Raw genomic sequence first — 23,507 nt, forward strand, 5'->3', positions numbered from 1 at the left:
ATCAGTGCCGATGGACGTTGTCGGGTTGGCGGGGGTCGCCGGGATGCTCGTAGCCGGGAGCGAGCCGCACCAGCTCGGCGCGCCGCGCGTCCAGCCAGACCCGGAAGGCGCGCCGCCGCGCGGCGCCCCGCAGCCGGTCGGCGATCGCCGGCCGGACGTCGTCCAGCGGCGGGCCGACCGGTGCGGGGACCCGCCAGCCGTGCTGCTCGTGACGCGGTTCGGCGAACCGGAGCGGGTTGCGGGCGTGGTAGGCGGCCACCTCCTCGTCGGTGACGCTCGCCGCGGCGGTGATGTCGGCGAAGAGCGCTCGCGCACGCGCGTCGGCCAGCGCGGCCGCGGCGATGCTGCCGAGCTCCAGCCGGGCCGTCGCGTCGGGCAGCAGTTCGGCCTCGCTCGGCGCACCCGCCCCGGTCAGGCCGCGCGCGTCGGCCTCGGCGGCGACAACCCGCCCGGTCACGATCAGCTGGGTCAGCCAGCGCCGCAGTTGACGCCCCTCCGCGGTGCCGCCGGCCGGGAGCGCGGCCGCGGCCCGCCCGCCGCGCAGCCGCGCCTCGGCCGCGTCGACCTCGTCGACAAGCACCGGAACGCCGGCCACCGTCGCGACCACGCTCATGTCACCGTCACCCGTATCGCCGGGGTGTAGACCAGCCGGCCGGCGCAGCCGAACCGGACCAGGGCCCACCACTCGCCGCGGTCCAGCCCGGCCGGCGGGCTCACGTCGAAGTGAACGTCAACGGTGCCGTGGGCGGGCAGCACGGCACCCACCGCGGCGGGGCCCAGCCACTCCCACGTGCCCCACGGGCTGATCAGGTGCGCCTCGAGCGCCAGGTCCGCCCCGGCGTGGGTGCCGACCCTTACGCTCAGCGCCGCCGTACCGCCGACGGTCACCTCGACGTCAGCCGGCCCGTCGACCAGGTAGACCGGCTGCGCCTCGTGGCACGCGCCGACCTCGACCAGGCAGACATCCTCGACCGTCTGTCGCCACGCGGGCGGGACGTCTTCCCCGCCGATGCGGAGCTGGGCGCGGACCGGGTACAGCCCCGGCTGGGCGTGGGCGGGCACCGACACCGCCACGTCGGTCTCGCGGTATTCGCCGCTGCGCAGTGTCAGGGGGAGCTCGTCGGGCTTGGCCGACCAGCCCTGCGGACACACCAGGGTGACCGCCCCGGTCAGGGTCGTGTCGCTGCAGTCGCTGGCCGCTGTGAGGCGCAGCATGACCTCGCCGCCGGGCTCGGCGGCCACCCGCGCGGGATGCCGATGAGCGACGGCCGGCAGCCCGCCGAGCGGCGCGGGGCCCCGGTTGTGCAGCCAGTAGCGCGCGTACAACGGCTGCGCGGTTTCGGCCTGCGGGGCCAGCGCGCCCGAACCCGTCCGCACGGGGGGCGCTCGGAATCGGGCCAGCACGGTGGCCACCTGATAGCCGTGCAGGTCGAGCGGCCGGCTGCCGGCGCGCGGCGATTCGAGTAGGTCGGCGTCGCGGAAGTCGCTCACCTCGCCGATGTCCGAACCGATCACCACGCTGGTTGGCGACCCCGTCGTCTCCACGAGTCGCAGGGCCACCGCGCTCGGGGCGACGGGCCGGGCGCTGCCCGCCGTGAGCGGGTTGCCGGCCGCCTTGAGCGCCGCCAGCTGCACCCGGCCGGCGGGCTCGACGCTCAGCAGGGATCCCGCCGCGGGCAACGCGCCCCCCGCCCGGCCGGATGCGCACGCCAGCAGCGGGTGGGAGAACTGTGCGCTGCGGCCGGGGATCTCGGCGCGCCGCCAGTCGCCGGCCCCGCAGACCAGCGCGTAGTCGAAAACGTGTGTCCAGTGCTGCAGTTGAAAGTTCGAGCCGTCCGGGGCGGTCCGGCGCGGCTCGTCGATCCAGATGCCCGACGGCCAACCGGTGCAGGACCGCATCAACGCGGTGTGCAGGGTGCCCTCGGCGTCGACGGCGAAGCTGGGCACGCCCCGGTTGAGCAGGGCGACGGTGCGGTCCTCGAATTCGCCGGTTCCCGCCGGCGCGCGCTGCGTGACGACGACTTCGGCGTCGCCGAGGTCGTCGGCCACCGACGCGATCTCGGCGGCCAGGCTCTCCGCGTCGCGGCCGGCGATCACCAGCACCGGCAGCGCGTCCGGCGCGCGCAGATCGGCGCTCGGCACCCACACCGCGGCCAACGGCGTCGCGGCCGGCACCCAGACCCTGGCCCGTCCCGTCGTCGCCAACTGGCGGTCGAGGTCTTCCGCGTACACCGGGTCCGCCTGCGCCAGCACCGCCTTGGTGAACGCGTTGCGGGCCGGTCCGCCCAGCGCGATGCGCACATCGGGCAGGTTCGAATCGACGTCGAGGTGGCCGTAGCGCTGCTTGTCCGCGCCGCTGCAGGTCGCCGTCACCCCGGCGCGGACCAGCGCAACCATCAGCTCGCGCGCGAGCGGACCGGACACCGCCTCGTCCGGCGACACCACCTCGGCCACCGAGATCGCGCGCACGGCTTGGCTGTGCGGCGAGCCCACCCGCACGCGCGCCGCCGAGGACAGGCCGAACCAGCCGTAGGCGGGGTTGTCCAGCGTCCACGGGTGCCGCGCGGTGTCCACCGATTCGGTCCCGTCGTGCAGCAACCCGAAACCCCGCCCCACGACGGCGTCACCGACCTCGCTGACCGGCATGGCGCCCGGCAGCGGGCACGGCCAGCGCAGCCGCACCAGGCGGTCGGCCCCGGTGAATTCGTCGATGGTGGTGCGGCAGTCCACCCGCGGCACCCCGCGCCACAGCGTCAGAGTCTGGGTGTAGCGCGCCACCGTGTCGATCCGCCCGGTGACGACGATCCGCTGCCCCAGCGGGCCGTGGTAGGTCCGCGCCCGCGCCGGTGAATCCGACGAGCAGACCACCGGCCCCTTGGGCAGCAGGTGCCACGGGCCCTCGGCCTGCGTCGGGTGCGCCGCGTATTCCTCGTAGACCGCGAGCTCGTTGCCCACCCGGCCCTCGGCGACCAGCTCGCGGCCGTCCGCGACCAGGGACACGACTCCCCCGCCGCGCGCCGGGTCGACCTCCAAGCGGTAGTGCTCGTTCGCGATCGCCGAGCCCGCCACGGGTTGCCAGCCGCTCGGGCCGTCATCGGGAACCAGCCGGTAGGCCCGCCACCCCATCGACGGCACCTCCCGCGCCAGCCAGGTGACCGACCGGCCGCCGTGCTCGACGTGCGCGGGCGACTCGGCACCGTCGGCGTCCAGCACCCGGACCCCGCCCGCGAGCGGCGCGTCGAGCCGCGCGGTGACGACGTCGGTCCGCTTCTGCGCCAGCGGATTCCACACGACGACGTCACCGCCGACCGCGCTGGACAGCAACGCCAGCGAGGCGTCACGCGTCGCTCGGCCCAGCTCCCACGCGTCGCGCCAGCCGGTCAGCAGGTCGAGGTAGACCTGGTCGGATTCCGAGCCGGTGATGCCGTCGTGGTGCGCCCCGTACGCGAGCTGCACCCACGCCTTGGCCAGCGCCGCCTGCGGGTACTCGGCGCCGGCCAACAGCCCGGCGAACACGGCGAACCGCTCGGCCTGCAGGACGGCGTTCTCCGCGGCCCGGTTCGCCTGCTTGGTGTCGATGAAGGACACGTCCTTGCCGGTGTAGATCGGGTTCATGTCCCGGGTCTGCGGCGACGGCGCGCGGCCGCGCTCGGCCAGTCCGGCGCGCACGGCCGCGAAGAACTCCCGCGGCAGCGCGCACACGAAGCGCGGCCAGGTGTAGCGGGCGGCCCAGTCGCGGTGGATGGCGGTCACCCATTTGTTCGGCGGCGTGTAGTCGGTGCCGACGGGCAGCAGCACGTTGCGCGTCAGCGCGACCCTTTTCAGCTGATCGAAGAGCGCAAAGGTGGCATCCTCGGCCTCGGCCACCGACGTGGCCGAGTCCATCCACCAGCCCGCCGAGTAGTGCGCGGGCATGTAGTGGGTGAGCAGCCCGCGGCCCGACGGCGAAATCCACTCGAACTCGCTGCTGAACTGCATCCGCTCGACGTCCCCGCCGCCCAGCGCCGGGCCCCACTGGTGGTGCGGGCCGCGGGCCCACGAGCTCGACGTCAGCCCGGCGTCGGCGGCCAGCCCGGGGAATTGCGGATCGTGGCCGAACACGTCCAGCTGCCAGGCGGTGGCCGGATCGGCGCCCAGCACGTCACGCTGAAAACCGATGCCGTGCACCAGGTTTCGAATGGTTGTTTCCGGGCTGGTCAGGTTGGTGTTGGGTTCGTTGTATGTGCCGCCCATCACCTCGACGCGACCCTGCGCGATGAACCGGCGCAGGTCGGCGCGGTCCTCGGGCCGGGTGTCCCAATAGGGCTTGAGGTAGTCGACCTCGGCCAGCACGAACTTGTACTCGGGCTCGCGGCGGGCCATTTCCAGGTGGGCGTGCACCAGCTCGAAGCCGTTCGTCTGCCGGGCGCGCCCCGGCGGGTCCTCGGTCCACTCGCTGGTGTAGGCGCCCTGGGTGTTCCACCACACCGGGTCGTAGTGGAAGTGGCTGACCATGAACATGGTCCAGCCGGGCTCGGCCACGACGAAGTCGAACGGCAGGGCGGCGCCGGCGGCGTCGACGCGCGCGGCCCGGCGCTCACCGGCGACCGGATCGCGCAGCGCGACCGGGACCTCGACCACCTCGCGGCCGGGCTGCGCGAGCGCCTCCCCGCCCAGCCCGTCGCCGCCGACGCGGACCGGCGTCGGCTCGGCGCACCCGGAGACGGCCATGCGCACCACCTGCAGCGGCGCATCCGGCGGCCCGACGAACAGCTCGGTCGAGAGGGCCGAAACCAGCTGCATCCCCGAACCTTACGGGTGTCACCCCCTGCTGGAAAGCTAGGCGCCATGGCGGACATCACCACCCAACTGGCCGACCAGCTCGACTGGCACTGGCGGGGACACCTGCGCCCTCGGCTGGAAGGCCTGACCGATCACGAGTATTTCTGGCGGCCGGTGCCGAACTGCTGGACGGTACAACCGGACGGGTCGGTGGACTACACCTACCCGGCCCCCTCCCCGCCGCCGTTCACCACGATCGCCTGGCGCATGGCACACGTCATCGTCGGAGTTTTCGCCATGCGCAACCACAACCACTTCGGTGGCCCGCCCGCCGACTACCTGAGTTGGAACTACGCCACCGACGCCGTCACCGCATTGAGACAGCTCGATGACTGTTACGCCACGTGGATCAACGGAGTGCGGTCGCTCTCGGCGGCGGATCTCAGCCGCCGCTGCGGTCCGGCGGAGGGGCCCTACGCTGAGCACCAGCTGAGCGAGCTCGTCCTGCACATCAACCGGGAAGCGATCCACCACGGCGCCGAGATCGCTTGTCTTCGAGACCTCTACGTCCATCGCCAGATCACCGACCGGAAGGCCTGAGAATGCCCGCTCTTGCCCGGCCCGTAGCCGACGAACGCAGCGCCCTGCGCGAATACCTGGCCTACCACCAAAGCGCGTACCTCGCGGTGTCCTACGGCCTGACCGACGAACAGGCGCGGTCCACCCCCTCGGTCAGCGCGCTGTCGATCGGCGGGCTGATCAAGCACGCCACCGCGATGCAGCGCAGCTGGATGGCGCGGGTCGCCGCCGCACCGGACGCGCCGCCGAAAGACCCTCGCCCGTTCGAGCAGATCACCAAGGAGTTCGCGGATCAGCACGTGATGCGGCCCGACGAGACGCTGGCCGGTCTGCTGCGGGCATTCGAAGAACAGAACGCGACGTCGCTGCGCCTGGCGGAGACCGCGGACCTCGACACGGCGGTGCCGGTTCCGCAGGACATCCCGTGGTTTCCCCAGGACCAGAAGGCCTGGTCGGTGCGCTGGGTGATCCTCCATGTGATCAACGAGTTGGCCCGGCACGCCGGGCACGCCGACATCATCCGCGAAACCATCGACGGCGCGACCATGTACGAGTTGATCGCGGCGCTGGAGGGCTGGGCGATCCAGGGCTGGGTGCAACCCTGGAGCCCGAGCTAGAGGAATTGGGACTGACTCCGCCGATTTGGCAGACTGCTTTAGATGAGCTCTACCAAACATCGAGACGTGGCCAGGCTTGACCGGGTGCCGCTGCCGGTGGAAGCGGCCCGGGTGGCCGTCACCGGTTGGCAGGTCACCCGCACCGCCGCGCGGATCGTCAGCAAGCTGCCGGGCAAGGGCCCGTGGCAGCAGAAGGCGATCAAGCAGCTCCCGCAGACCTTCGCCGACCTCGGCCCGACGTACGTGAAATTCGGTCAGATCATCGCGTCCAGCCCCGGGGCGTTCGGCGAATCGCTGTCCCGCGAATTCCGCGGCCTGCTCGACCGGGTGCCGCCCGCCGACACCGAAGAGGTGCACAAGCTCCTCGTCGAGGAGCTCGGGGGTGACCCCGCCGACCTGTTCGCCAAGTGGGAGGAGACGCCGTTCGCGTCGGCGTCCATCGCCCAGGTGCATTACGCCACCCTGCACACCGGCGAAGAGGTCGTCGTCAAGATCCAGCGCCCCGGCATTCGCCGCCGGGTCGCCGCCGACCTGCAGATCCTCAAGCGCTTCGCCCAGGCCGTCGAACTGGCAAAGATGGGCCGCCGGCTCTCGGCGCAGGACGTGGTCGCCGACTTCTCCGACAACCTGGCCGAGGAGCTGAACTTCCGGCTGGAGGCGCAGTCGATGGACGCGTGGGTCTCGCACCTGCACGCCTCCCCGCTGGGCCGCAACATCCGGGTGCCGCAGGTGCACTGGGACTTCACCTCCGAGCGGGTGCTGACGATGGAGCGGGTGCAGGGCATCCGCATCGACGACGTCGCCGCCATCCGCAAGGCCGGGTTCGACGGGGTCGAACTGGTGAAGGCGCTGCTGTTCTCGCTTTTCGAGGGTGGGCTGCGGCACGGGCTGTTTCACGGCGACCTGCACGCCGGCAACCTCTACGTCGACGAGGCGGGCCGCATCGTGTTCTTCGACTTCGGGATCATGGGCCGCATCGACCCGCGCACCCGCTGGCTGCTGCGCGAGCTGGTGTACGCGCTGCTGGTGAAGAAGGACCACGCCGCCGCGGGCAAGATCGTGGTGCTGATGGGCGCCGTCGGGACCATGAAACCCGAGGCTCAGGCCGCCAAGGACCTGGAGCGCTTCGCCACCCCGCTGACCATGCAGACGCTGGGCGACCTGTCCTACGCCGACATCGGGCGGCAACTGTCGGCCCTGGCCGACGCCTACGACGTCAAGCTGCCCCGCGAGCTGGTGCTGATCGGCAAGCAGTTCCTCTACGTCGAGCGGTACATGAAGCTGCTCGCCCCCAAGTGGCAGATGATGTCCGACCCGCAGCTGACCGGCTACTTCGCCAACTTCATGGTCGAGGTAAGCCGCGAGCACTCCCCCGATCTGGAGGTGTAGGGGCACTCTGATGCAGATCCGCACCGGGACCGCCACCGTCGGCGACTTGAAGCTCTATTACGAGGACATGGGCGACATCGACGACCCACCCGTGCTGCTGATCATGGGGCTGGGCGCCCAGCTGCTGCTGTGGCGAACCGCTTTCTGCGAGCGGCTGGTCGACCACGGGCTGCGCGTCATCAGGTACGACAACCGGGACGTCGGCCTGTCGAGCAAAACTCAGCACCGCAGCTCGGGGCAGCCGCTGGTGACGCGGCTGGCGCGCTCCTGGCTGGGCCTGCCGAGCGAGGCGGCATACAGGCTCGAGGACATGGCCGATGACGCCGCGGCCGTGCTGGATCACCTGGGCATCGAGCACGCACACGTCGTGGGCGCGTCGATGGGCGGCATGATCGCCCAGATTTTCGCGGCGCGATTCCATGAGCGGACGAGAACCCTCGGGGTCATCTTCTCCAGCAATAACTCGGCCTTCCTGCCACCACCCGGTCCGCGCCAGTTGCTGGCGCTCATCAAGGGGCCGCCGCCGAGCTCGCCGCGCGAGGTGATCGTCGATAACTCCATCCGGGTCAGCAAGATCATCGGCAGCCGGCGCTTTTTGGCTTCCGAGGAGCAACTTCGGGCCGAGGCCATCGAGAGCTACGAACGCAGCTATTACCCCTGGGGCGTCGCCCGGCATTTCGACGCCGTGCTGGGCAGCGGCAGCCTGAGGCGCTACAACCGCCGGACCGCCGCCCCGACCGTGGTGATTCACGGCCGGGCGGACAAGCTGATGCGGCCCTTCGGCGGCCGGGCGGTGGCCAGATCCATCGACGGCGCCCGATTGGTGTTATTCGACGGGATGGGCCATGATCTGCCACAGCAGTTGTGGGATCAGGTGATCGGCGTGTTGGCGGGCAACTTCGCCAGAGCGAACTGAGCCAAAAACACTCGAGAGAAACGCTTCCCCTGCGATCCCAGTCCGTATCGCCGGGTTGTACGGTTGTCCAAGGAGGTGGGTCCACCAATGGCCAAGCTGAAGCCGTATTACGAAGAGTCGCAGGCAACCTACGACATCTCAGACGACTTCTTCGCGCTGTTCCTCGACCCCAACATGGTGTACACCTGCGCGTACTTCGAGAACGACGACATGACGCTGGAAGAGGCGCAGCTCGCCAAGCTCGATCTGGGGCTGGACAAGCTGGAGCTCGAGCCTGGCATGACGGTGCTCGACGTCGGGTGCGGCTGGGGTGGGGCGGTGGTCCGCGCGGTTGAGAAATACGACGTGAACGTCATCGGCATCACGCTGAGCCGCAACCACTACGCGCGCACCAAGGAAAGGCTGGCCGCCATTCCCACGACGCGGCGGGCCGAGGCCCGGCTGCAGGGTTGGGAAGAGTTCGACGAGCAGGTGGATCGGATCATCAGCTTCGAGGCCTTCGACGCGTTCAAGAAGGAACGTTGGCCCGCGTTCTGGGATTGGGCCTATAAGACCCTCCCCGACAACAGCCGGATGATGATGCACAGCATATTCACGTACCCGCAGGCGAACTGGCAGGAGCGCGGCGTCCAAATCACGATGTCGGATCTGCGTTTCTTGCATTTCCTCGGCAAGGAAATCTTCCCCGGCGGGCAGATGTGCGGTGAAGCCGACATCGTCGACTATGCGCAAGCCAGCGGTTTCTCGGTCGAGCAGATCCAATACATGCAGCCGCATTACGCGCGGACCCTGGACATGTGGGCGGCCAATCTGGAGGCCAATCGCGAGCGCGCCATCGCCATCCAGTCCGAAGTGGTCTACGACCGCTTCATGCGCTATCTCACCGGCTGCGCGAACCTGTTCCGCAAGGGCATCTCCAACGTGGCCCAGTACACGCTGACCAAGTAGCGCCCAGCCGCCGGGGCCGACGGTAAACGAAGCGGACCCGTAAAAACTTCGGCGCACGCGCGCAAATGCGGGGTTTTCCAGCCCCGGCGGGTAGCGTGCCCCCGGAGATGGCCACCTCTCTGGCGGCCGTCCTCTCGGGAGGACATATGTCTGACAACCCGGCCGGCGCTGTTCGTACGCGCTCCAATTTCGACGACGTACGGGCGCACTACGACCTGTCGAACGAATTCTTCGCGCTCTTCCAGGACCCGACCCGCACCTACAGCTGCGCGTATTTCCCCCGCCAGGACATGACGCTGCAGGAGGCGCAGCTCGCCAAGCTCGACCTGACCCTGGACAAGCTCCGGCTCGAGCCGGGGATGACCCTGCTCGACGTGGGCTGCGGTTGGGGTTCGATGTTGAAACGCGCCGTCGAGCGCTACGACGTCAACGTCGTCGGGCTGACCCTGTCCAAAAACCAGCACTCCTATTGCCAACAGGTGCTCGACGGGATCGACACCGGCCGGTCACGGCGGGCGCTGCTGTGCGACTGGGCCGAGTTCAGCGAACCGGTGGACCGCATCGTCACCATCGAGGCGTTGGAGCACTTCGGCTTTCACCGCTACGACGACTTCTTCAAATTCGCCTATACCGCCCTGCCCCGCAACGGTGTGATGCTGCTGCACTCGATCTCGGCATTGCACGGAAGGCAGGCCATCGAGCGCGGCCTGCCCCTGACGATGGGGGTGGCAAGGTTCATCAAGTTCATCTTGACCGAAATATTTCCGGGCGGCCGGCTGCCGATGATCGAGACCATCGAGGAGCACTCGACGAAGATCGGCTTCCGGGTGACCAACGTCCAGTCGCTGCGGACCGACTTCGCCAGGACCCTCGACCTGTGGGCCGGCGCCCTGCAGGCGCGCCGAGCCGAGGCCATCGACATCCAGTCCGAGGAGGTCTACGAGCGCTACATGAAGTACCTGACCGGCTGCGCCGGGGCCTTCCGCACGGGATACATCGACTGCAACCAATTCACGCTGGAAAAGTAGAGTTGGGTATCGTTGCACGTCACACCCCGAGGCAAAGCCGTGGGAAATACGCAGTGAACTTCATCCAGGAGAACCAGACGAAAATGGCTGATCAACCGGCTAGCCCCACGAAGATACGGACGGCTCCCGAAGACATTCAGGCGCACTACGACGTCTCCGACGACTTCTTCGCCCTGTTCCAGGACCCCACCCGGACCTACAGCTGCGCCTACTTCGAGCGTGACGACATGACGCTGGAAGAGGCCCAGTACGCCAAAATCGACCTGAACCTGGACCAGCTGGACCTCAAGCCGGGGATGACCCTGCTGGACATCGGCTGCGGCTGGGGCACCACCATGAAGCGCGCGGTCGAGCGGTTCGACGTCAACGTCATCGGCCTGACCCTGTCCAAGAACCAGCATGCCCGCTGTGAGCAGGTGTTGGCCTCCATCGACACCAACCGGTCGCGTGAGGTGCGGTTGCAGAACTGGGAGGACTTCAACGAGCCCGTCGACCGCATCGTGTCGATCGAGGCTTTCGAGCACTTCGGGCACGAGAACTACGACGACTTCTTCAAGCGGACCTTCGACATCATGCCCGACGACGGCCGGATGACCGTGCAGAGCAGCGTCAGCTATCACCCGTACGACCTGGCCGCCCGCGGCAAGAAGCTGACATTCGAGACGGCCCGGTTCATCAAGTTCATCCTCACCGAGATCTTCCCGGGTGGCCGGCTGCCCTCCACCCAGATGATGGTCGACCATGGCGAGAAGGCGGGATTCGTTGTACCCGAGCCGCTTTCACTGCGACCGCACTACGTCAAGACGCTGCACATCTGGGGCGACACACTGGAGTCCAACAAGCAGAAGGCCATCGAGGTCACGTCCGAAGAGGTCTACAACCGCTACATCAAGTACCTGCGCGGCTGCGAGCACTACTTCACCGACGAGGCGCTCGACGTCAGCCTGGTGACGTACCTGAAGCCCGGAGCCGTCAGCTGATTTCTCCGCCGCTGTCGGATTAGGGCTGCGTCGTTCGTCGGATAGGTAGAGAGTGGAGCACGGGGCTTCGCTCGCTATCTGGAGGTGACGAGACATGCAGTACTTCGCCTTATTGATCAGCAGGGAACAGGACCGCGCGCCCGAAGGCCCGGACGCGATGGCCGCCTGGGGAGAATTTCACGCCAAGGCCGGCGCGGCGATCAAATCCGGGGATGCCCTGGCGCCCGCCGCCGCGGCGGCGGTCATCACCGGCGGCCCGGATGCGCCGGTGGTCACCGACGGCCCCTTCGCCGAATCCGCCGAAGTGGCCTGCGGCTTCTACCTGTTCGAAGCCGAAAACCTCGACGAGGCACTGGCGTTGGCGCGTGACGTCCCGCTCGCCACGTTCGGCGCGGTGGAGGTCTGGCCCGCGGTGCACTCGGTCGAGCTGTCCCGCGAGCTCAGCGGCAACGACTGGCTCGCGCTGCTGCTGGAGCCGGCCGAATCCGCGCACACGCCGGGCACACCGGAGTGGGAAGCGGTGGCGGCAAAGCACGCCGATCTCCACGCGGCCGCAGGCGATCACATCATCGGCGGCGCCGCGCTGCACGATCGCTCCACGGCAACGACCGTGCGGGTGCGCGACGGCGAGGTCCTGATCACCGACGGGCCCTACGTGGAAGGCGCCGAAATCGCCACCGGGATCTATTTGTTGAATGCCGCGGACCGCGACGAGGCCGTCAAGCTGGCCTCGATGATCCCCGCCTCGACGGTGCAGGTGCGGCAGCTGGCCGGGCTCTCGGGGCTCTGAGCGTCGCCGGTGTCCGACCTGGACGGCGTCTTCCGGCGGGAATGGGGACCCGCGGTCGCCGCGCTCGCGCGGTGGTCCGGCGACCTCACCGTGGCGGAGGACGCCGTCCAGGAAGCCTGCGCCGAGGCGCTTCGCACCTGGGACCGCGATGACCTGCCGGACAATCCCGGCGGATGGCTGGTGACCGTCGCCCGCAACCGGGCGCGCGACCGCCTGCGCCGCGAATCCGTCCGTCCCGGAAAGGAATTGGCGGCCGTGATCGACGAAATACGGGCGCGCACCGATCACACCGACCCGTCTCCCGTTCGTGACGACGAGTTGCGGATGATGTTCACCTGCGCGCACCCCGCCCTGGACCGCCAATCCCAACTGGCGCTCACCCTGCGGCTGGTATCCGGGCTGACCGTCCCCGAGATCGCCCGCGCGCTGCTGCAGACCGACGTGGCGATCGGGCAGCGAATCACGCGCGCCAAGAACAAGATTCGGCATGCCAACATCCCGTTGCGGGTGCCGCCCGCCGAGCTGCTGCCCGAACGCACCCCGCACGTGCTCGGCTGCGTCTACTCGGTGTTCACCGAGGGCTATTGGTCCACCGCGGGCCCCTCGGCGATCCGCGACGAGCTGTGCGACGAGGGGATCAGGCTGGCCGGCGAGCTGTGCGCGCTGATGCCGCAGGAGCCCGAGGCCCAGGCGCTGGCGGCCCTGATGCTGCTGCACGATTCGCGACGCGCCACCCGGGTCGACGACGCCGGGATGCTGGTGCCGCTCGAGGAGCAGGACCGTCGCCGGTGGGACCGCGGCCGAATCGCCCGGGGGCTGGACCGGCTACGCCGGGCTGAAGGTTCGACGGGCCCCTACCTGCCACAGGCGGTGATCGCCGCGCTGCACGCGACGGCGCCGTCCTGGGACCGGACCGACTGGGCCACCATCTGCGCGGCCTACGACCGGCTGCTGACGCTGACCGACTCACCGGTCGTGCGCGCCAACCGCGCCCTGGCGGTCGGCTTCCGCGACGGACCCGACGCCGGCCTCGCGGCCCTGGACGAGGTGGCCCACGACCCCCGGCTCGGCCGCTCCAATCTGGTCGCGACGGTGCGCGCCGACCTGCTCAGGCGTGCGGGCAGACCGGGCGATGCCGTCACCTGGTACCGAGAAGCGTTGCGAGTCAACGGTTCCGAGCCGGGCCGCGAGTTCCTGCGCCGCCGCATCGCGGAGTGCGGCGGGCAGTAGGGCTCAGGCCTCCGCGAAGTTGCGGGTGACGGCCGGGTCCACCGGGATGCCCGGGCCCGTGGTCGTCGACACGGTGATCTTCTTCAGGTAACGGCCCTTCGAGGCGGACGGCTTGAGCCGCAACACCTCGTCGAGCGCGGCGCCGTAGTTCTCGGCGAGGGCCTTCTCGTCGAAGGACGCCTTGCCGATGACGAAGTGCAGGTTGGCCTGCTTGTCGATGCGGAAGTTGATCTTGCCGCCCTTGATGTCGGCGACGGCCTTGGCGACATCGGGGGTCACGGTGCCCGTCTTGGGGTTCGGCATCAGGCCGCGCGGGCCCAGCACGCGAGCGATGCGACCGACCTTGGCCATCTGGTCGGGGGTCGCGATGGCGGCGTCGAAGTCCAGGAAGCCGCCCTGGATCTTCTCGATCAGGTCGTCACTGCCGACGATGTCGGCGCCGGCGGCCTGCGCCTGTTCGGCTTTGTCGCCGACCGCGAACACCGCGACGCGGGCGGTCTTACCGGTGCCGTGCGGCAGGTTGACCGTGCCGCGGACCATCTGGTCCGCCTTGCGGGGGTCGACGCCGAGCCGGATCGCCACCTCGACCGTCGCGTCCTGCTTGGCCGACGCGGTCTCCTTGGCGAGCTTGGCCGCCTCGAGCGGGCTGTACAGGCTGTTGCGGTCCACCTTCTCGGCGGCGGCGCGGTATGCCTTGCTGTTCTTGCTCATTGATTCATCCAATCGGGTGTTGGGTCGTGGTTAGCGGGCCGAAGCTGGCCCTCCCACGGTGTCGGTGTTGAAAACTATTCGACGGTGATCCCCATCGACCGGGCGGTGCCGGCGATGATCTTGGCGGCGGCGTCGATGTCGTTGGCGTTGAGATCGGTCTTCTTGGTCTCGGCGATCTCACGAACCTGGTCCCAGGTGACCTTGGCGACCTTGGTCTTGTGCGGCTCGGCCGAGCCCTTGCCCACGCCGGCGGCCTTGAGCAGCAGCTTGGCGGCGGGCGGCGTCTTGAGGGCGAAGGTGAAGCTGCGGTCCTCGTAGACCGTGATCTCCACCGGGATGACCTGGCCGCGCTGGTTCTCCGTGGCCGCGTTGTAGGCCTTGCAGAACTCCATGATGTTGACGCCATGCTGGCCGAGCGCGGGTCCGACCGGCGGCGCAGGGTTGGCCTGCCCCGCCACGATCTGCAGCTTGATCAGCCCAACGACTTTCTTCTTCGGGGCCATGAGATGTTGGTGTTCCTTCCTGGGGGTGGGCGCAACGGCCCGAGCTAAATCTTGGAGACCTGGCTGAACGTCAATTCGACCGGCGTTTCGCGGCCGAAGATCGACACCAGCACCTTGAGCTTCTGCTGTTCGCCGTTGACCTCGCTGATGGTCGCCGGCAGCGTGGCGAACGGCCCGTCCATGACCGTCACCGATTCGCCGACCTCGTAGTCGACCTCGATGGCCGGACGCTCCAGCCCGCCCGCCTCGGCGGCCGCGGCGGTGGTGGCCGCGCCCTTGGCGGCCTTCTTGGTCGCGCCCCGCGGCAGCAGGAACTTGACCACGTCGTCGAGCGTCAGGGCCGACGGGCGCGACGTCGCCCCGACGAACCCGGTGACGCCCGGCGTGTTGCGCACCGCGGCCCACGAGTCGTCGGTCAGATCCATGCGCACCAGGATGTAGCCGGGCAGCACCTTGCGGTTGACCTGCTTGCGCTGACCGTTCTTGATCTCGGTGACCTCTTCGGTGGGCACCTCGACCTGGAAGATGTAGTCGCCGACGTCCAGGTTCTGCACACGGGTCTCGAGATTGGCTTTGACCTTGTTCTCGTATCCCGCGTAGGAGTGGATGACGTACCAGTCGCCGGGCTTGCGGCGCAGTTCCGCCTTGAGCGCGGCCGCCGGGTCGACCTCTTCGGCCGACTCCTCGGGAGCCTCGGCCGCCGAGGTTTCAGCGTCCGTTTCCGGGGCCGCTTCAGCCTCCGTTTCCGGGGCCTCCGCAGCGCCCTCGGCGCGCTCTTCTACGTCGACCGCTTCACCCGCGGACGTGTCACCGTCGAAGGTAGTCACGGTTTTCAGTCCTCTCTATCTTCTCGCTCAGCCGAACACCAGCAGCACAAGCTTGGTGAGGCCGAAGTCCGCGAGGCCGACCAGCGCCACCATGAAAGCCAGGAACGCCAGCACCACCGATGTGTAGGTGAGCATCTGCTTGCGGTTGGGCCAGATAACCTTCCGCATCTCTGCAACCACCTGCTTGAGGTAGTTGAAGACGAACACGAACGGGTTGGCCGAACGGTCCCCTGGCTTCTTCGGCTTCTTGGCCTTCTTGGCTTTGGCGCCCTTGGTGGCCTTGTCCTCTTTGGCAACCTCGGCCTCGTCCGCCGACTCTACGTCGACGTCCTCGCCGGCGTCGGCCGCCCGCTGCCGAGATCGTTTGCCGGTGGGGCGCTGCGGCCGCGTCACCACAGCGGTCCGACCGCCGTTTGCGCGGTCGTCCTCCCTGTCAGCGCCGTCGCTTGTGGCGTCGTTGGCAGCGTCGCCTTCGTCGCTCACCGCATGCTCCTTAAGTTTGCTAGTATCCCGCGGGCCGTCCCGTGGTGGACGGCCACTATTCCAGTGTCCACCATGGCACGCCTTTTCTATTGTCCGGCTCCTCCTCGGGCCGTTCCGGCCCGCATCGTCCCCGGACGTCGCGTTCAGCAGGGGCGACAGGACTTGAACCTGCAACCTGCGGTTTTGGAGACCGCTGCTCTGCCAGTTGAGCTACGCCCCTTCGCGGTTGGCAGGCCAACCTGCGCTTACCTACCGGGGCTTACATGACACGCGCGCCTTCCGATTGCTCGACTTCACGGAAAGCGCGCTGATGCTGGGAAAACCCCGAGGTCCGAGTGTACATCGACGCGCGAGTCAGATACTAATTACGCCGTTCTGACGACCTGCCCGGACTCCGGGTCCCAGCGCAGGTTGTCCGACTGGTCGGCGTGCTGGCTCATCAGCGTGGTGTAGGCCTCCAAGACCAACTCACCATCCTCATTGATGCAGATGTTCTTGGTGACCACGATGTCGGCGCCGAACCGCTCGACCACCGACATGACGTCCATCCGGGCCCACAGCTTGTCGCCGGCCTTGATCGGCTTGGCAAACACGAACCGCTGATCGACCTGCACGATCACCAGAGTTTCCATGCCGATGTCGACGTGCCGGAAGAAATCCAGCTGGACCAGCTTGGCGAAGATGGTCGCGAAGGTCAGCGGCGCGAGGATCGCGTCGTGGCCGAGTGCGGCGGCCGCGTCCTCCCTGTAGTGGGCGGGGTGGCGGTCCTTGACGGCCAAGGCGAACTGGCGGAGCTGTTCACGGCCCACGACGAAGTAGTCCGGATACCGCCAGATCATTCCGCGGATATCGGTTTTTAACGCCATTAACAGGCCCGGCCTACGCGAGGGTCGCGGACGCGATGGCCCTACCGAAGATCTTCTTGCCGCCGGTGGTGGCCGTCAGCGCGATGGTCACGGACTTGGTCTCCGGGTCGACCGACTTCACCCGGCCGTTGAAGACCAGCTCGGCGCCCTTGCCGTCGTTGGGCACCGGCACCACCGCGGTGAACCGCACGTTGTACTCGGTGACCGCCCCGGGGTCACCGATCCACGCGGTGACATAGCCGCCACCGATGCCCATGGTCAGCATGCCGTGCGCGATCGCGGTGTCCAGCCCGACGACCTTGGCCATCTCGTCGTCCCAGTGGATCGGGTTCAGGTCGCCCGAGACGCCCGCGTAGTTCACCAGATCCTGGCGGGTCAGCGGGTAGGTCCGCTCGGGGAGCTGGTCACCCACCTTCACCGAGCTGAACTCACGCAGTGGCATCAGAAAATCCCTCTTCTCCATCGTCACCCGCACGACCCGCCAGGGTCGTGTAGGTCTCCTGCACGACATCACCGGCGTCATTGGTGATGATGTTCTTGGTCACGATGATCTGGGTGCCGTGCGACACCCGCATCGAATCCACGTAGACGTCGCAGTACAGCTTGTCACCCGCCACGATCGGCGCGTTGAACTTCAGCACCTGGTCGACCTGAACGATCTGCGCGTCCTGCACGGCGATGTTCGCATACTTGAAGAACGCCGTCTGCGCCTTGTAGCCGAACACGCAGATGAACGTCAGCGGGGCCAGCAGCCCGTCATACCCGAGCTCGGCCGCCGCCTTCTCCTCGAGGAATGCGGCGTCGTCGTTCTGCACGGCGACGGCGTGCTCGCGGATCTTCTCCCGCTCCACGACATAATGGTCGGGATAGCGGAAGTGCATACCGACGATATCTTCGGTTAACGGCACGGCTCTAAAATCTACCTAGTCGGTCTCAATAATCACTCGCGGGTCGCCGCTAGCGCGTCTCTCGATGCGCCTGGTGCTTGCCGCAGTTCGGGCAGAACTTCTTCAGCTCCATCCGGTCCGGGTCGTTCCGGCGGTTCTTCTTGGTGATGTAGTTGCGGTGCTTGCACACCTCGCATGCCAAAGTGATCTTCGGCCGCACGTCGGTACTGGAAGCCATGACGGTTCTCTCTCAAATCTCTCAAAAGTGCATTGTTGTGTTGTAGCGATGGCCGGACTCGAACCGGCGACCTAACGATTATGAGTCGTTCGCTCTAACCGACTGAGCTACATCGCCTCTGGCCACCCCATTCGGGGTTGAAGCCGCCACGCCTGCTCGGCGTCCGCCGAGCCCCCTAACGGAATCGAACCGTTGACCTTTTCCTTACCATGGAAACGCTCTACCGACTGAGCTAAGGGGGCCGTTCACCCGAATCGGCAGTGCCGTGGGCCTAAAAGAGGGTACAACCTGGCGCGCAACCGGACCAAACCACGGGCTTTGGGCCCGGCGGTCGCCTGCGCTGCGGACCCTTCGCGGGCACGCCCTAGTCTGGTCACGTGTCAACGGACCGGCTGTACTTTCGTCAACTGCTCTCGGGGCGCGATTTCGCCGCCGGCGACATGTTCGCGACCCAGATGCGCAACTTCGCCTACCTGATCGGCGACCGTGAAACGGGCGATTGCGTGGTGGTCGACCCCGCCTACGCGGCCGGCGAACTGCTCGACACGCTCGAGGCCGACGGCATGCACCTGTCGGGGGTGCTGGTGACCCATCATCATCCCGACCACGTGGGCGGATCGATGATGGGCTTCACCCTGCAGGGCCTGGCCGAGCTGCTGGAACGGAAAGCCGTGCCGGTGCATGTCAATACCCATGAAGCACAATGGGTTTCGCGAGTTACCGGGATCGGCGTGGGTGATCTCACCGCCCACGAGAATCACGACAAGGTCAGCATCGGCGACATTGAGATCGAGTTGCTGCACACGCCCGGCCACACCCCCGGCAGCCAGTGCTTCCTGCTCGATGGTCGCCTCGTGGCGGGTGACACGTTGTTCCTGGAGGGCTGCGGCCGGACCGACTTTCCCGGCGGCGACTCCGACGAGATGTACCGCAGCCTGCAGCAACTCGCGACCCTGCCCGGCGACCCGACGGTTTTTCCCGGGCATTGGTATTCGGCGGAACCGAGCGCATCGTTGTCGGAAGTCAAACGGTCCAATTACGTGTATCGCGCCGCGGACCTGGCGCAGTGGCGAATGCTGATGGGCGGCTGAGGCGGGCGGCGATCGCTCGATCGGGACGGGCCGGCAACCGGCCTGTGATATAAGCGGAGGGTGGCTTCCATGGGGTGGATCCAGGACGGCTGGCACGGAATCACGCACGTTGGGTCCAGCACCTGGATCGCGTGGGCGGCATGGGCGGCGATCGCGCTCGCGGTCGTCACCCTGATCTTCACCAACCGGCAGATCACCCGTAACCGCCGCCTGGTCGCCGAGCAGACCCGGCCGCAAGTCGCGATGTTCATGGAACCGCATCCCGCCGACTGGCACGTCATCGAACTGGTGGTCAGGAACTTCGGTCAGACGGCGGCGTACGACATCACGTTCTCGTTCATGAATCCGCCGACGGTGGCCGAATACGAGAACGCCACCGACGGGTACGCCGACGTCGCCGAACTGCGACTCCCCCGCGAGTTGCCGGTGCTGGCCCCCGGCCAGGAATGGCGCATGGTGTGGGATTCGGCCCTCGACCGCGCCGAGATCGGCAGTGGCATCGAGTCTCGCTTCACCGGCACCATCAGCTACTTCGACCGCCCGGAGCGCCCCCACGGGCGACGGTTCTTCGAGCGCGAGCGCGTTCCGCTGGAGACCCAGGTGGTGCTGGACTGGGACTCCCTGCCGCCCGTCCAGCGCATCGAGCTGATGACGACCCACGACCTGGCGAAGCGCGAGAAGCAGAAGCTGGAGCTGCTGCGCGGGCTGCTGACGTACTTCCACTACGCGAGCAAGGAAACCCGTCCCGAGGTGTTCCGAAGCGAGATCGAACGGATCAACGGCGCGGTGCGGGAAACGCAGGACAGATGGCGCACCCGCCAGCTCGACGAGCCCACCGATGTCAGCCTGCGCTGGGGCGAGGCCGAGGACGACCTGGGCAAACACCACAGTCAGCCCGCGTGACGGCAAGGAGCCAGCAACCGATGAGCGGCCCGGTCCACTACAGCCTCAAGGATTCCATCGCGGTCATCAAGATGGACGACGGCAAGGTCAACGCCTTGGGTCCGACCATGCAGCAGGCGTTGGGCGAGGCGATCGACCGGGCCGAGGCGGACAACGCCGGGGCGCTGGTGATTACCGGCAACGACCGGGTGTTCAGCGGCGGCTTCGACCTGAAGATCCTCACCTCCGGCGAGGCGCAGCCGGCGATCGACATGCTGCGCGGCGGCTTCGAGCTGTCCTATCGGCTGCTGTCGCATCCCAAGCCGGTCGTGATGGCCTGCACCGGCCACGCCATCGCGATGGGGGCGTTCCTGCTGTCGTCCGGCGATCACCGGGTGGCCGCGCACGCCTACAACATTCAGGCCAACGAGGTGGCGATCGGCATGGTCATCCCGTACGCGGCGCTGGAGATCATGAAGCTGCGGCTGACGCACTCGGCGTACCAGCAAGCCGCCGGGCTCGCCAGGACGTTCTTCGGTGAGACGGCGCTGGCCGCCGGCTTCGTCGACGAGATCGTGCTACCGGAGATGGTGGTGAGCCGGGCCGAGGAGGCCGCGCGTGAATTCGCCGGTCTGCACCAACGCGCCCACGCCGCAACGAAATTGCGTGCCCGCGCCGACGCGCTGAAGGCCATTCGGGCCGGGATCGACGGCATCGAGGCCGAGTTCGGCCTGTAGGCGGCCTGGCCAGCACGTTTTGGACCCCGGCGGCCGGGTACGCCCCCCGGCGTGACAATAGACCGGATCGCGGAGCCCTGGGGAACGCGGACACCGTACGAACCGGGTACGCGGTGGCCCGAGCGCGTCGACACTTACCTGGCCGACGGCGTCACACCCGAGTCGGTGGACCGCTGGGTGCAGTCGGCGGCCGTGTTGCATTCCAACGGAGACGGCCTGGACATCGCCGTCAAGGACGGACGGATCGTGGGGGTACGCGGCCGCGCCGTCGACCGGGTCAACCACGGCCGGCTCGACCCCAAAGACCTGTTCGGCTGGCAGGCCAATAACTCGCGAGACCGGTTGACCAGTCCGATGATTCGAGTCGGCGGCGAACTGAGGCCGTGCGATTGGGACACCGCGATGGACCACATCGTGGCTCGCAGTAGGCGACTGCTCGACAACTACGGCCCCAGTTCCATCGGCTTCTACACCTCCGGGCAGTTGTTCCTAGAGGCGTACTACACCCAGGGGGCCATCGCGCACGGGGCGATCGGCACCAACCACGTCGACGGCAACACCCGCCTGTGCACCGCGACGGCGGCCGAGGCCCTCAAGGAATCGTTCGGCTGCGACGGACAACCGGGTTCCTACACCGACGTCGACCATGCCGACGTCATCGCGCTGTTCGGCCACAACGTCGCCGAGACGCAAACGGTGCTGTGGGCCAGGATGCTGGACCGGCTGGCCGGCGACTCGCCGCCGGCCATCGTGTGCGTCGACCCCCGGCTCACGCCGGTTGCCCGGCACGCCACCGTTCACCTCGCACCGCTGCCCGGCACCAACGTGGCGCTGATGAACGGCCTGCTGCACGAGATCATCGGCCACGGCTGGATCGACCGGGACTACATCGACACGCACACAGTCGGTTTCGGCGAGCTGCGCAGCCGGGCCGAGGAGTTCCCGCCGGAGCGGGTCGCCGAGATTTGTGGGGTGGCGGCCGAGGACATCCGGCGGGCGGCGCGGCTACTCGGCACCGCCGAGCGCTTGCTGTCCACCGTGTTGCAGGGCTTCTATCAATCACACCAGGCGACCGCGGCGGCCGTGCAGGTCAACAACATTCATTTGATGCGCGGCATGCTGGGCAAGCCCGGCTGCGGAGTGCTGCAGATGAACGGGCAGCCGACCGCCGAGAACACCCGCGAATGCGGCGCGGACGGGGACCTGGCCGGCTTCCGCAACTGGTCCAACGACTCCCACATCAAGGAGCTGGCGAAGTTGTGGAACCTGGAGCCCATCCAGATTCCGCACTACGGCCCGCCGACCCATGCCATGCAGATGTTCCGCTTCGCCGAGGAGGGGACCCTGCGGATGTTGTGGGTCACCGCCACCAATCCCGCGGTGTCCCTGCCGGAGTTGCCGCGAATCCGTGACATCTTCTCCCAGCAGCGGTTGTTCCTCATCGTCCAGGACATCTTCATGACCGAGACCGCCGCGCTGGCCGACGTGGTGTTGCCGGCCGCGGCGTGGGGGGAGAAGACCGGCGCCTTCACCAACGCGGACCGCACCGTGCACCTGTCCGAAAAGGCCGTGGAGCCACCGGGTTCCGCGCGTTCGGACCTCGACATCTTCCTGGACTATGCGCGTCGGATGGACTTCCGTGACAAGGACGGCCAACCGTTCCCGCCGTGGACCGATCCCGAGTCGGCGTTCGAGGCGTGGAAGGAATGCACCGCGGGCCGGCCGTGCGACTACACCGGCCTGAGTTATGAGAAGCTTCGTGGCGGCAGTGGCATCCAATGGCCTTGCAACGCAGAGCATCCCGACGGCACCGAACGGCTCTACGCCGACGCCGAGTTCTGGTCGGCACCGGACCACTGCGAGGCGTACGGCAAAGACCTGATCACGGGCGCCCCGTTGCAGCCGGATGAATGCCGCTCCATGAATCCCTTCGGCAAGGCCATCATCAAGGCGGCCGAATACCTTCCCCCGCACGAGCGGCCCAGCTCCGAGTATCCGTTCGTGTTGATCACCGGCCGCACCGTCTACCACTTCCACACCCGCACGAAAACGGCTCGCGTACAGCAACTTCAGGATGCGGCACCCGAGGTGTGGGTCGAGGTCTCGGAACCCGACGCCCGGCGTCTGGGCATCGGTGAGGGCGACCTTGTGGACGTGAGCACGCCGCGCGGCCGCGTCACCTGCGCCGCCCGCATCTGCGGCATCCGCGCCGGCGTTCTGTTCGTGCCCTTCCATTACGGCTATTGGGACAGCGGCAGCAAGGCCCACCAGCGGGCCGGCAACGAACTCACCCTCACCGATTGGGATCCTGTTTCCAAGCAGCCGATCTACAAGACCGCGGCAGCTCGGATCCAGAAGAGTCGAGCGGGCCAGGACGAAAGAAACGGCGCCGCGCACGCGCCCACCACAACGGCGTCCGCGCCGGTCAATGGGGCGGTGCCCGCCACGGCGGGCGGGGCGGCCGCCGCCGTGACCGAAGTCCTGGCGACCGGGGGGCGGCGATGAAGCTCAAAATGGCGATCCGCGAGCTGCACCGCTCCGAACGCAAACTGGCCCACAAGCTCAACCTGGTGGCCGCCCGGCACCACAGCGACCAGGACATCGATCACCTGGCGCAAGACCTGGCCGGCTGGTCGCGACAGCACCTGAACGAACTGGCCGAGCACGGCCGCCACTACGGTCTGCACCTGTCCGCCGAGCCCCGCACCCGCGCGATCACCGGCGCCGTTCAGTCCCGGATGAGCGGCATCCTGCGGCATCGGCCGGAGCCGGGCCTGGTGCTGCTCGCCGACTTGCGGCGGATTCACCGCCTGGCGGCGGGGGTGTCACTGGATTGGGAGTTGCTGGCCCAGGGCGCGCAGGCCGCCAAGGATTCCGAACTGCTGAGCTTGGCGTCGCGCTGCCACCCCGAGACGCTGCGCCAGATGCGCTGGGCCAACGCGATGCTGAAGGAACTTTCGCCACAGGTATTGATGAACTGAATGGCGAACGCGGTGGCCGCTGCTAGCCGCCACCGCGTTCCCTTCGCCTCCTCGCCGCCAGTC

At 68.0% G+C, this 23,507-nt stretch carries 24 protein-coding genes and 3 tRNA genes; 14 read left to right on the forward strand and 13 right to left on the reverse strand.

The window, feature by feature from the left end:
- Position 1 precedes the first annotated feature (1 nt).
- Positions 2 to 613 carry a malonyl CoA-ACP transacylase gene (locus tag A5773_RS08690; RefSeq protein ID WP_066951978.1) on the reverse strand — a complete coding sequence of 204 codons (612 nt, stop codon included), beginning with the start codon at positions 611 to 613 and terminating at the stop codon, positions 2 to 4.
- Positions 610 to 4,782, reverse strand: coding sequence for an NEW3 domain-containing protein (locus A5773_RS08695; RefSeq protein WP_067790502.1), 4,173 nt, complete (start codon positions 4,780 to 4,782; stop codon positions 610 to 612). Before A5773_RS08695 ends, A5773_RS08690 begins: the two co-directional genes overlap by 4 nt.
- A 45-nt stretch (positions 4,783 to 4,827) precedes the next feature.
- Here A5773_RS08695 and A5773_RS08700 point away from each other — a divergent pair, with 45 nt between their 5' ends.
- The 9 genes from A5773_RS08700 (at position 4,828) to A5773_RS08740 (ending at position 13,238) form a co-directional block, all read left to right on the forward strand.
- Positions 4,828 to 5,361 (forward strand): DinB family protein, encoded by a 534-nt coding sequence (locus tag A5773_RS08700; protein ID WP_066951983.1) that lies wholly within the window; start codon positions 4,828 to 4,830, stop codon positions 5,359 to 5,361.
- 2 nt (positions 5,362 to 5,363) lie between these two features.
- Positions 5,364 to 5,957, forward strand: coding sequence for a DinB family protein (locus A5773_RS08705; protein ID WP_067790505.1), 594 nt, complete (start codon positions 5,364 to 5,366; stop codon positions 5,955 to 5,957).
- A gap of 42 nt (positions 5,958 to 5,999) precedes the next feature.
- Positions 6,000 to 7,346: an AarF/ABC1/UbiB kinase family protein gene (locus A5773_RS08710; protein WP_066951987.1), complete on the forward strand. Its 1,347-nt coding sequence runs from the start codon at positions 6,000 to 6,002 to the stop codon at positions 7,344 to 7,346.
- A 10-nt stretch (positions 7,347 to 7,356) separates the two neighbouring features.
- Positions 7,357 to 8,262, forward strand: a complete 906-nt coding sequence (locus tag A5773_RS08715; protein ID WP_066951989.1) for an alpha/beta fold hydrolase — start codon at positions 7,357 to 7,359, stop codon at positions 8,260 to 8,262.
- Between the two features lie 87 nt (positions 8,263 to 8,349).
- The gene (locus tag A5773_RS08720) at positions 8,350 to 9,210 is read left to right on the forward strand and encodes a cyclopropane mycolic acid synthase family methyltransferase (protein WP_066951991.1); all 861 of its coding nucleotides are present in this window, start codon (positions 8,350 to 8,352) and stop codon (positions 9,208 to 9,210) included.
- A 146-nt stretch (positions 9,211 to 9,356) separates the two neighbouring features.
- Positions 9,357 to 10,238: a cyclopropane mycolic acid synthase family methyltransferase gene (locus A5773_RS08725; protein ID WP_067261511.1), complete on the forward strand. Its 882-nt coding sequence runs from the start codon at positions 9,357 to 9,359 to the stop codon at positions 10,236 to 10,238.
- 83 nt (positions 10,239 to 10,321) lie between these two features.
- The gene (mmaA4, locus tag A5773_RS08730; RefSeq protein WP_067261533.1) at positions 10,322 to 11,218 is read left to right on the forward strand and encodes a hydroxymycolate synthase MmaA4; all 897 of its coding nucleotides are present in this window, start codon (positions 10,322 to 10,324) and stop codon (positions 11,216 to 11,218) included.
- Between the two features lie 94 nt (positions 11,219 to 11,312).
- Entirely contained in the window at positions 11,313 to 12,008 is a 696-nt protein-coding gene (locus tag A5773_RS08735; RefSeq protein ID WP_067790508.1) for a YciI family protein, read from the forward strand.
- 9 nt (positions 12,009 to 12,017) lie between these two features.
- Positions 12,018 to 13,238: an RNA polymerase sigma factor gene (locus A5773_RS08740; RefSeq protein WP_067790511.1), complete on the forward strand. Its 1,221-nt coding sequence runs from the start codon at positions 12,018 to 12,020 to the stop codon at positions 13,236 to 13,238.
- A 3-nt stretch (positions 13,239 to 13,241) separates the two neighbouring features.
- On the opposite strand, the gene rplA is transcribed toward A5773_RS08740, so the two are convergent.
- From rplA to A5773_RS08795, 11 genes are all read right to left on the reverse strand, one after another.
- On the reverse strand, positions 13,242 to 13,949 hold the full coding sequence (gene rplA / locus A5773_RS08745; RefSeq protein WP_066951999.1) for a 50S ribosomal protein L1: 708 nt from the start codon (positions 13,947 to 13,949) through the stop codon (positions 13,242 to 13,244).
- Positions 13,950 to 14,023: 74 nt separating this feature from the next.
- Positions 14,024 to 14,452 (reverse strand): 50S ribosomal protein L11, encoded by a 429-nt coding sequence (gene rplK / locus A5773_RS08750; RefSeq protein ID WP_066952006.1) that lies wholly within the window; start codon positions 14,450 to 14,452, stop codon positions 14,024 to 14,026.
- A 44-nt stretch (positions 14,453 to 14,496) separates the two neighbouring features.
- Positions 14,497 to 15,279: a transcription termination/antitermination protein NusG gene (gene nusG, locus A5773_RS08755; protein WP_066952007.1), complete on the reverse strand. Its 783-nt coding sequence runs from the start codon at positions 15,277 to 15,279 to the stop codon at positions 14,497 to 14,499.
- Between the two features lie 27 nt (positions 15,280 to 15,306).
- Positions 15,307 to 15,762: a preprotein translocase subunit SecE gene (gene secE, locus A5773_RS08760; protein ID WP_066952009.1), complete on the reverse strand. Its 456-nt coding sequence runs from the start codon at positions 15,760 to 15,762 to the stop codon at positions 15,307 to 15,309.
- A 147-nt stretch (positions 15,763 to 15,909) separates the two neighbouring features.
- Positions 15,910 to 15,982: transfer RNA gene (locus tag A5773_RS08765), tRNA-Trp, on the reverse strand.
- A gap of 145 nt (positions 15,983 to 16,127) precedes the next feature.
- Positions 16,128 to 16,628 (reverse strand): (3R)-hydroxyacyl-ACP dehydratase subunit HadC, encoded by a 501-nt coding sequence (hadC, locus tag A5773_RS08770; RefSeq protein ID WP_066952012.1) that lies wholly within the window; start codon positions 16,626 to 16,628, stop codon positions 16,128 to 16,130.
- Positions 16,629 to 16,641: 13 nt separating this feature from the next.
- A complete protein-coding gene (hadB, locus tag A5773_RS08775; protein WP_067211706.1) occupies positions 16,642 to 17,070 on the reverse strand; it encodes a (3R)-hydroxyacyl-ACP dehydratase subunit HadB in 429 nt (142 codons plus the stop codon).
- On the reverse strand, positions 17,057 to 17,536 hold the full coding sequence (hadA, locus tag A5773_RS08780) for a (3R)-hydroxyacyl-ACP dehydratase subunit HadA (protein ID WP_067790513.1): 480 nt from the start codon (positions 17,534 to 17,536) through the stop codon (positions 17,057 to 17,059). The genes hadB and hadA overlap by 14 nt, the downstream gene beginning before the upstream one ends.
- Positions 17,537 to 17,585: 49 nt before the next feature.
- A complete protein-coding gene (rpmG, locus tag A5773_RS08785; RefSeq protein WP_007167776.1) occupies positions 17,586 to 17,753 on the reverse strand; it encodes a 50S ribosomal protein L33 in 168 nt (55 codons plus the stop codon).
- Positions 17,754 to 17,796: 43 nt separating this feature from the next.
- A tRNA-Met gene (locus tag A5773_RS08790) sits at positions 17,797 to 17,870 on the reverse strand.
- A gap of 52 nt (positions 17,871 to 17,922) precedes the next feature.
- A tRNA-Thr gene (locus tag A5773_RS08795) sits at positions 17,923 to 17,995 on the reverse strand.
- A gap of 135 nt (positions 17,996 to 18,130) precedes the next feature.
- Between A5773_RS08795 and A5773_RS08800 the strand changes: the two genes are divergently transcribed.
- From A5773_RS08800 to A5773_RS08820, 5 genes are all read left to right on the forward strand, one after another.
- Positions 18,131 to 18,844 (forward strand): MBL fold metallo-hydrolase, encoded by a 714-nt coding sequence (locus tag A5773_RS08800; RefSeq protein WP_067790516.1) that lies wholly within the window; start codon positions 18,131 to 18,133, stop codon positions 18,842 to 18,844.
- 69 nt (positions 18,845 to 18,913) lie between these two features.
- Positions 18,914 to 19,747 (forward strand): hypothetical protein, encoded by an 834-nt coding sequence (locus A5773_RS08805; RefSeq protein ID WP_067790519.1) that lies wholly within the window; start codon positions 18,914 to 18,916, stop codon positions 19,745 to 19,747.
- A gap of 20 nt (positions 19,748 to 19,767) precedes the next feature.
- A complete protein-coding gene (locus tag A5773_RS08810; protein WP_067790522.1) occupies positions 19,768 to 20,463 on the forward strand; it encodes a crotonase/enoyl-CoA hydratase family protein in 696 nt (231 codons plus the stop codon).
- A gap of 51 nt (positions 20,464 to 20,514) precedes the next feature.
- Positions 20,515 to 22,968, forward strand: coding sequence for a molybdopterin oxidoreductase family protein (locus A5773_RS08815; RefSeq protein ID WP_067790525.1), 2,454 nt, complete (start codon positions 20,515 to 20,517; stop codon positions 22,966 to 22,968).
- Positions 22,965 to 23,444 carry a hypothetical protein gene (locus A5773_RS08820; RefSeq protein ID WP_067790528.1) on the forward strand — a complete coding sequence of 160 codons (480 nt, stop codon included), beginning with the start codon at positions 22,965 to 22,967 and terminating at the stop codon, positions 23,442 to 23,444. Before A5773_RS08815 ends, A5773_RS08820 begins: the two co-directional genes overlap by 4 nt.
- Positions 23,445 to 23,507: the final 63 nt, after the last annotated feature.

The organism is Mycobacterium sp. 852014-52450_SCH5900713, assembly GCF_001667075.1.
In the GTDB taxonomy this organism is placed as follows: domain Bacteria; phylum Actinomycetota; class Actinomycetes; order Mycobacteriales; family Mycobacteriaceae; genus Mycobacterium.

What these genes read in the sequence shown, in the direction of transcription:
- A5773_RS08715 (WP_066951989.1), top strand. Translation starts at nt 7,357, where the DNA reads ATGCAGATCCGCACCGGGACCGCCACCGTCGGCGACTTGAAGCTCTAT.
- rpmG (WP_007167776.1), bottom strand. Translation starts at nt 17,753, where the DNA reads ATGGCTTCCAGTACCGACGTGCGGCCGAAGATCACTTTGGCATGCGAG.
- hadC (WP_066952012.1), bottom strand. Translation starts at nt 16,628, where the DNA reads ATGGCGTTAAAAACCGATATCCGCGGAATGATCTGGCGGTATCCGGAC.
- rplK (WP_066952006.1), bottom strand. Translation starts at nt 14,452, where the DNA reads ATGGCCCCGAAGAAGAAAGTCGTTGGGCTGATCAAGCTGCAGATCGTG.
- A5773_RS08725 (WP_067261511.1), top strand. Translation starts at nt 9,357, where the DNA reads ATGTCTGACAACCCGGCCGGCGCTGTTCGTACGCGCTCCAATTTCGAC.
- A5773_RS08695 (WP_067790502.1), bottom strand. Translation starts at nt 4,782, where the DNA reads ATGCAGCTGGTTTCGGCCCTCTCGACCGAGCTGTTCGTCGGGCCGCCG.
- A5773_RS08700 (WP_066951983.1), top strand. Translation starts at nt 4,828, where the DNA reads ATGGCGGACATCACCACCCAACTGGCCGACCAGCTCGACTGGCACTGG.
- mmaA4 (WP_067261533.1), top strand. Translation starts at nt 10,322, where the DNA reads ATGGCTGATCAACCGGCTAGCCCCACGAAGATACGGACGGCTCCCGAA.
- A5773_RS08820 (WP_067790528.1), top strand. Translation starts at nt 22,965, where the DNA reads ATGAAGCTCAAAATGGCGATCCGCGAGCTGCACCGCTCCGAACGCAAA.
- A5773_RS08735 (WP_067790508.1), top strand. Translation starts at nt 11,313, where the DNA reads ATGCAGTACTTCGCCTTATTGATCAGCAGGGAACAGGACCGCGCGCCC.
- hadB (WP_067211706.1), bottom strand. Translation starts at nt 17,070, where the DNA reads ATGCCACTGCGTGAGTTCAGCTCGGTGAAGGTGGGTGACCAGCTCCCC.
- A5773_RS08810 (WP_067790522.1), top strand. Translation starts at nt 19,768, where the DNA reads ATGAGCGGCCCGGTCCACTACAGCCTCAAGGATTCCATCGCGGTCATC.
- rplA (WP_066951999.1), bottom strand. Translation starts at nt 13,949, where the DNA reads ATGAGCAAGAACAGCAAGGCATACCGCGCCGCCGCCGAGAAGGTGGAC.
- A5773_RS08705 (WP_067790505.1), top strand. Translation starts at nt 5,364, where the DNA reads ATGCCCGCTCTTGCCCGGCCCGTAGCCGACGAACGCAGCGCCCTGCGC.
- A5773_RS08710 (WP_066951987.1), top strand. Translation starts at nt 6,000, where the DNA reads ATGAGCTCTACCAAACATCGAGACGTGGCCAGGCTTGACCGGGTGCCG.
- A5773_RS08720 (WP_066951991.1), top strand. Translation starts at nt 8,350, where the DNA reads ATGGCCAAGCTGAAGCCGTATTACGAAGAGTCGCAGGCAACCTACGAC.
- A5773_RS08690 (WP_066951978.1), bottom strand. Translation starts at nt 613, where the DNA reads ATGAGCGTGGTCGCGACGGTGGCCGGCGTTCCGGTGCTTGTCGACGAG.
- A5773_RS08805 (WP_067790519.1), top strand. Translation starts at nt 18,914, where the DNA reads ATGGGGTGGATCCAGGACGGCTGGCACGGAATCACGCACGTTGGGTCC.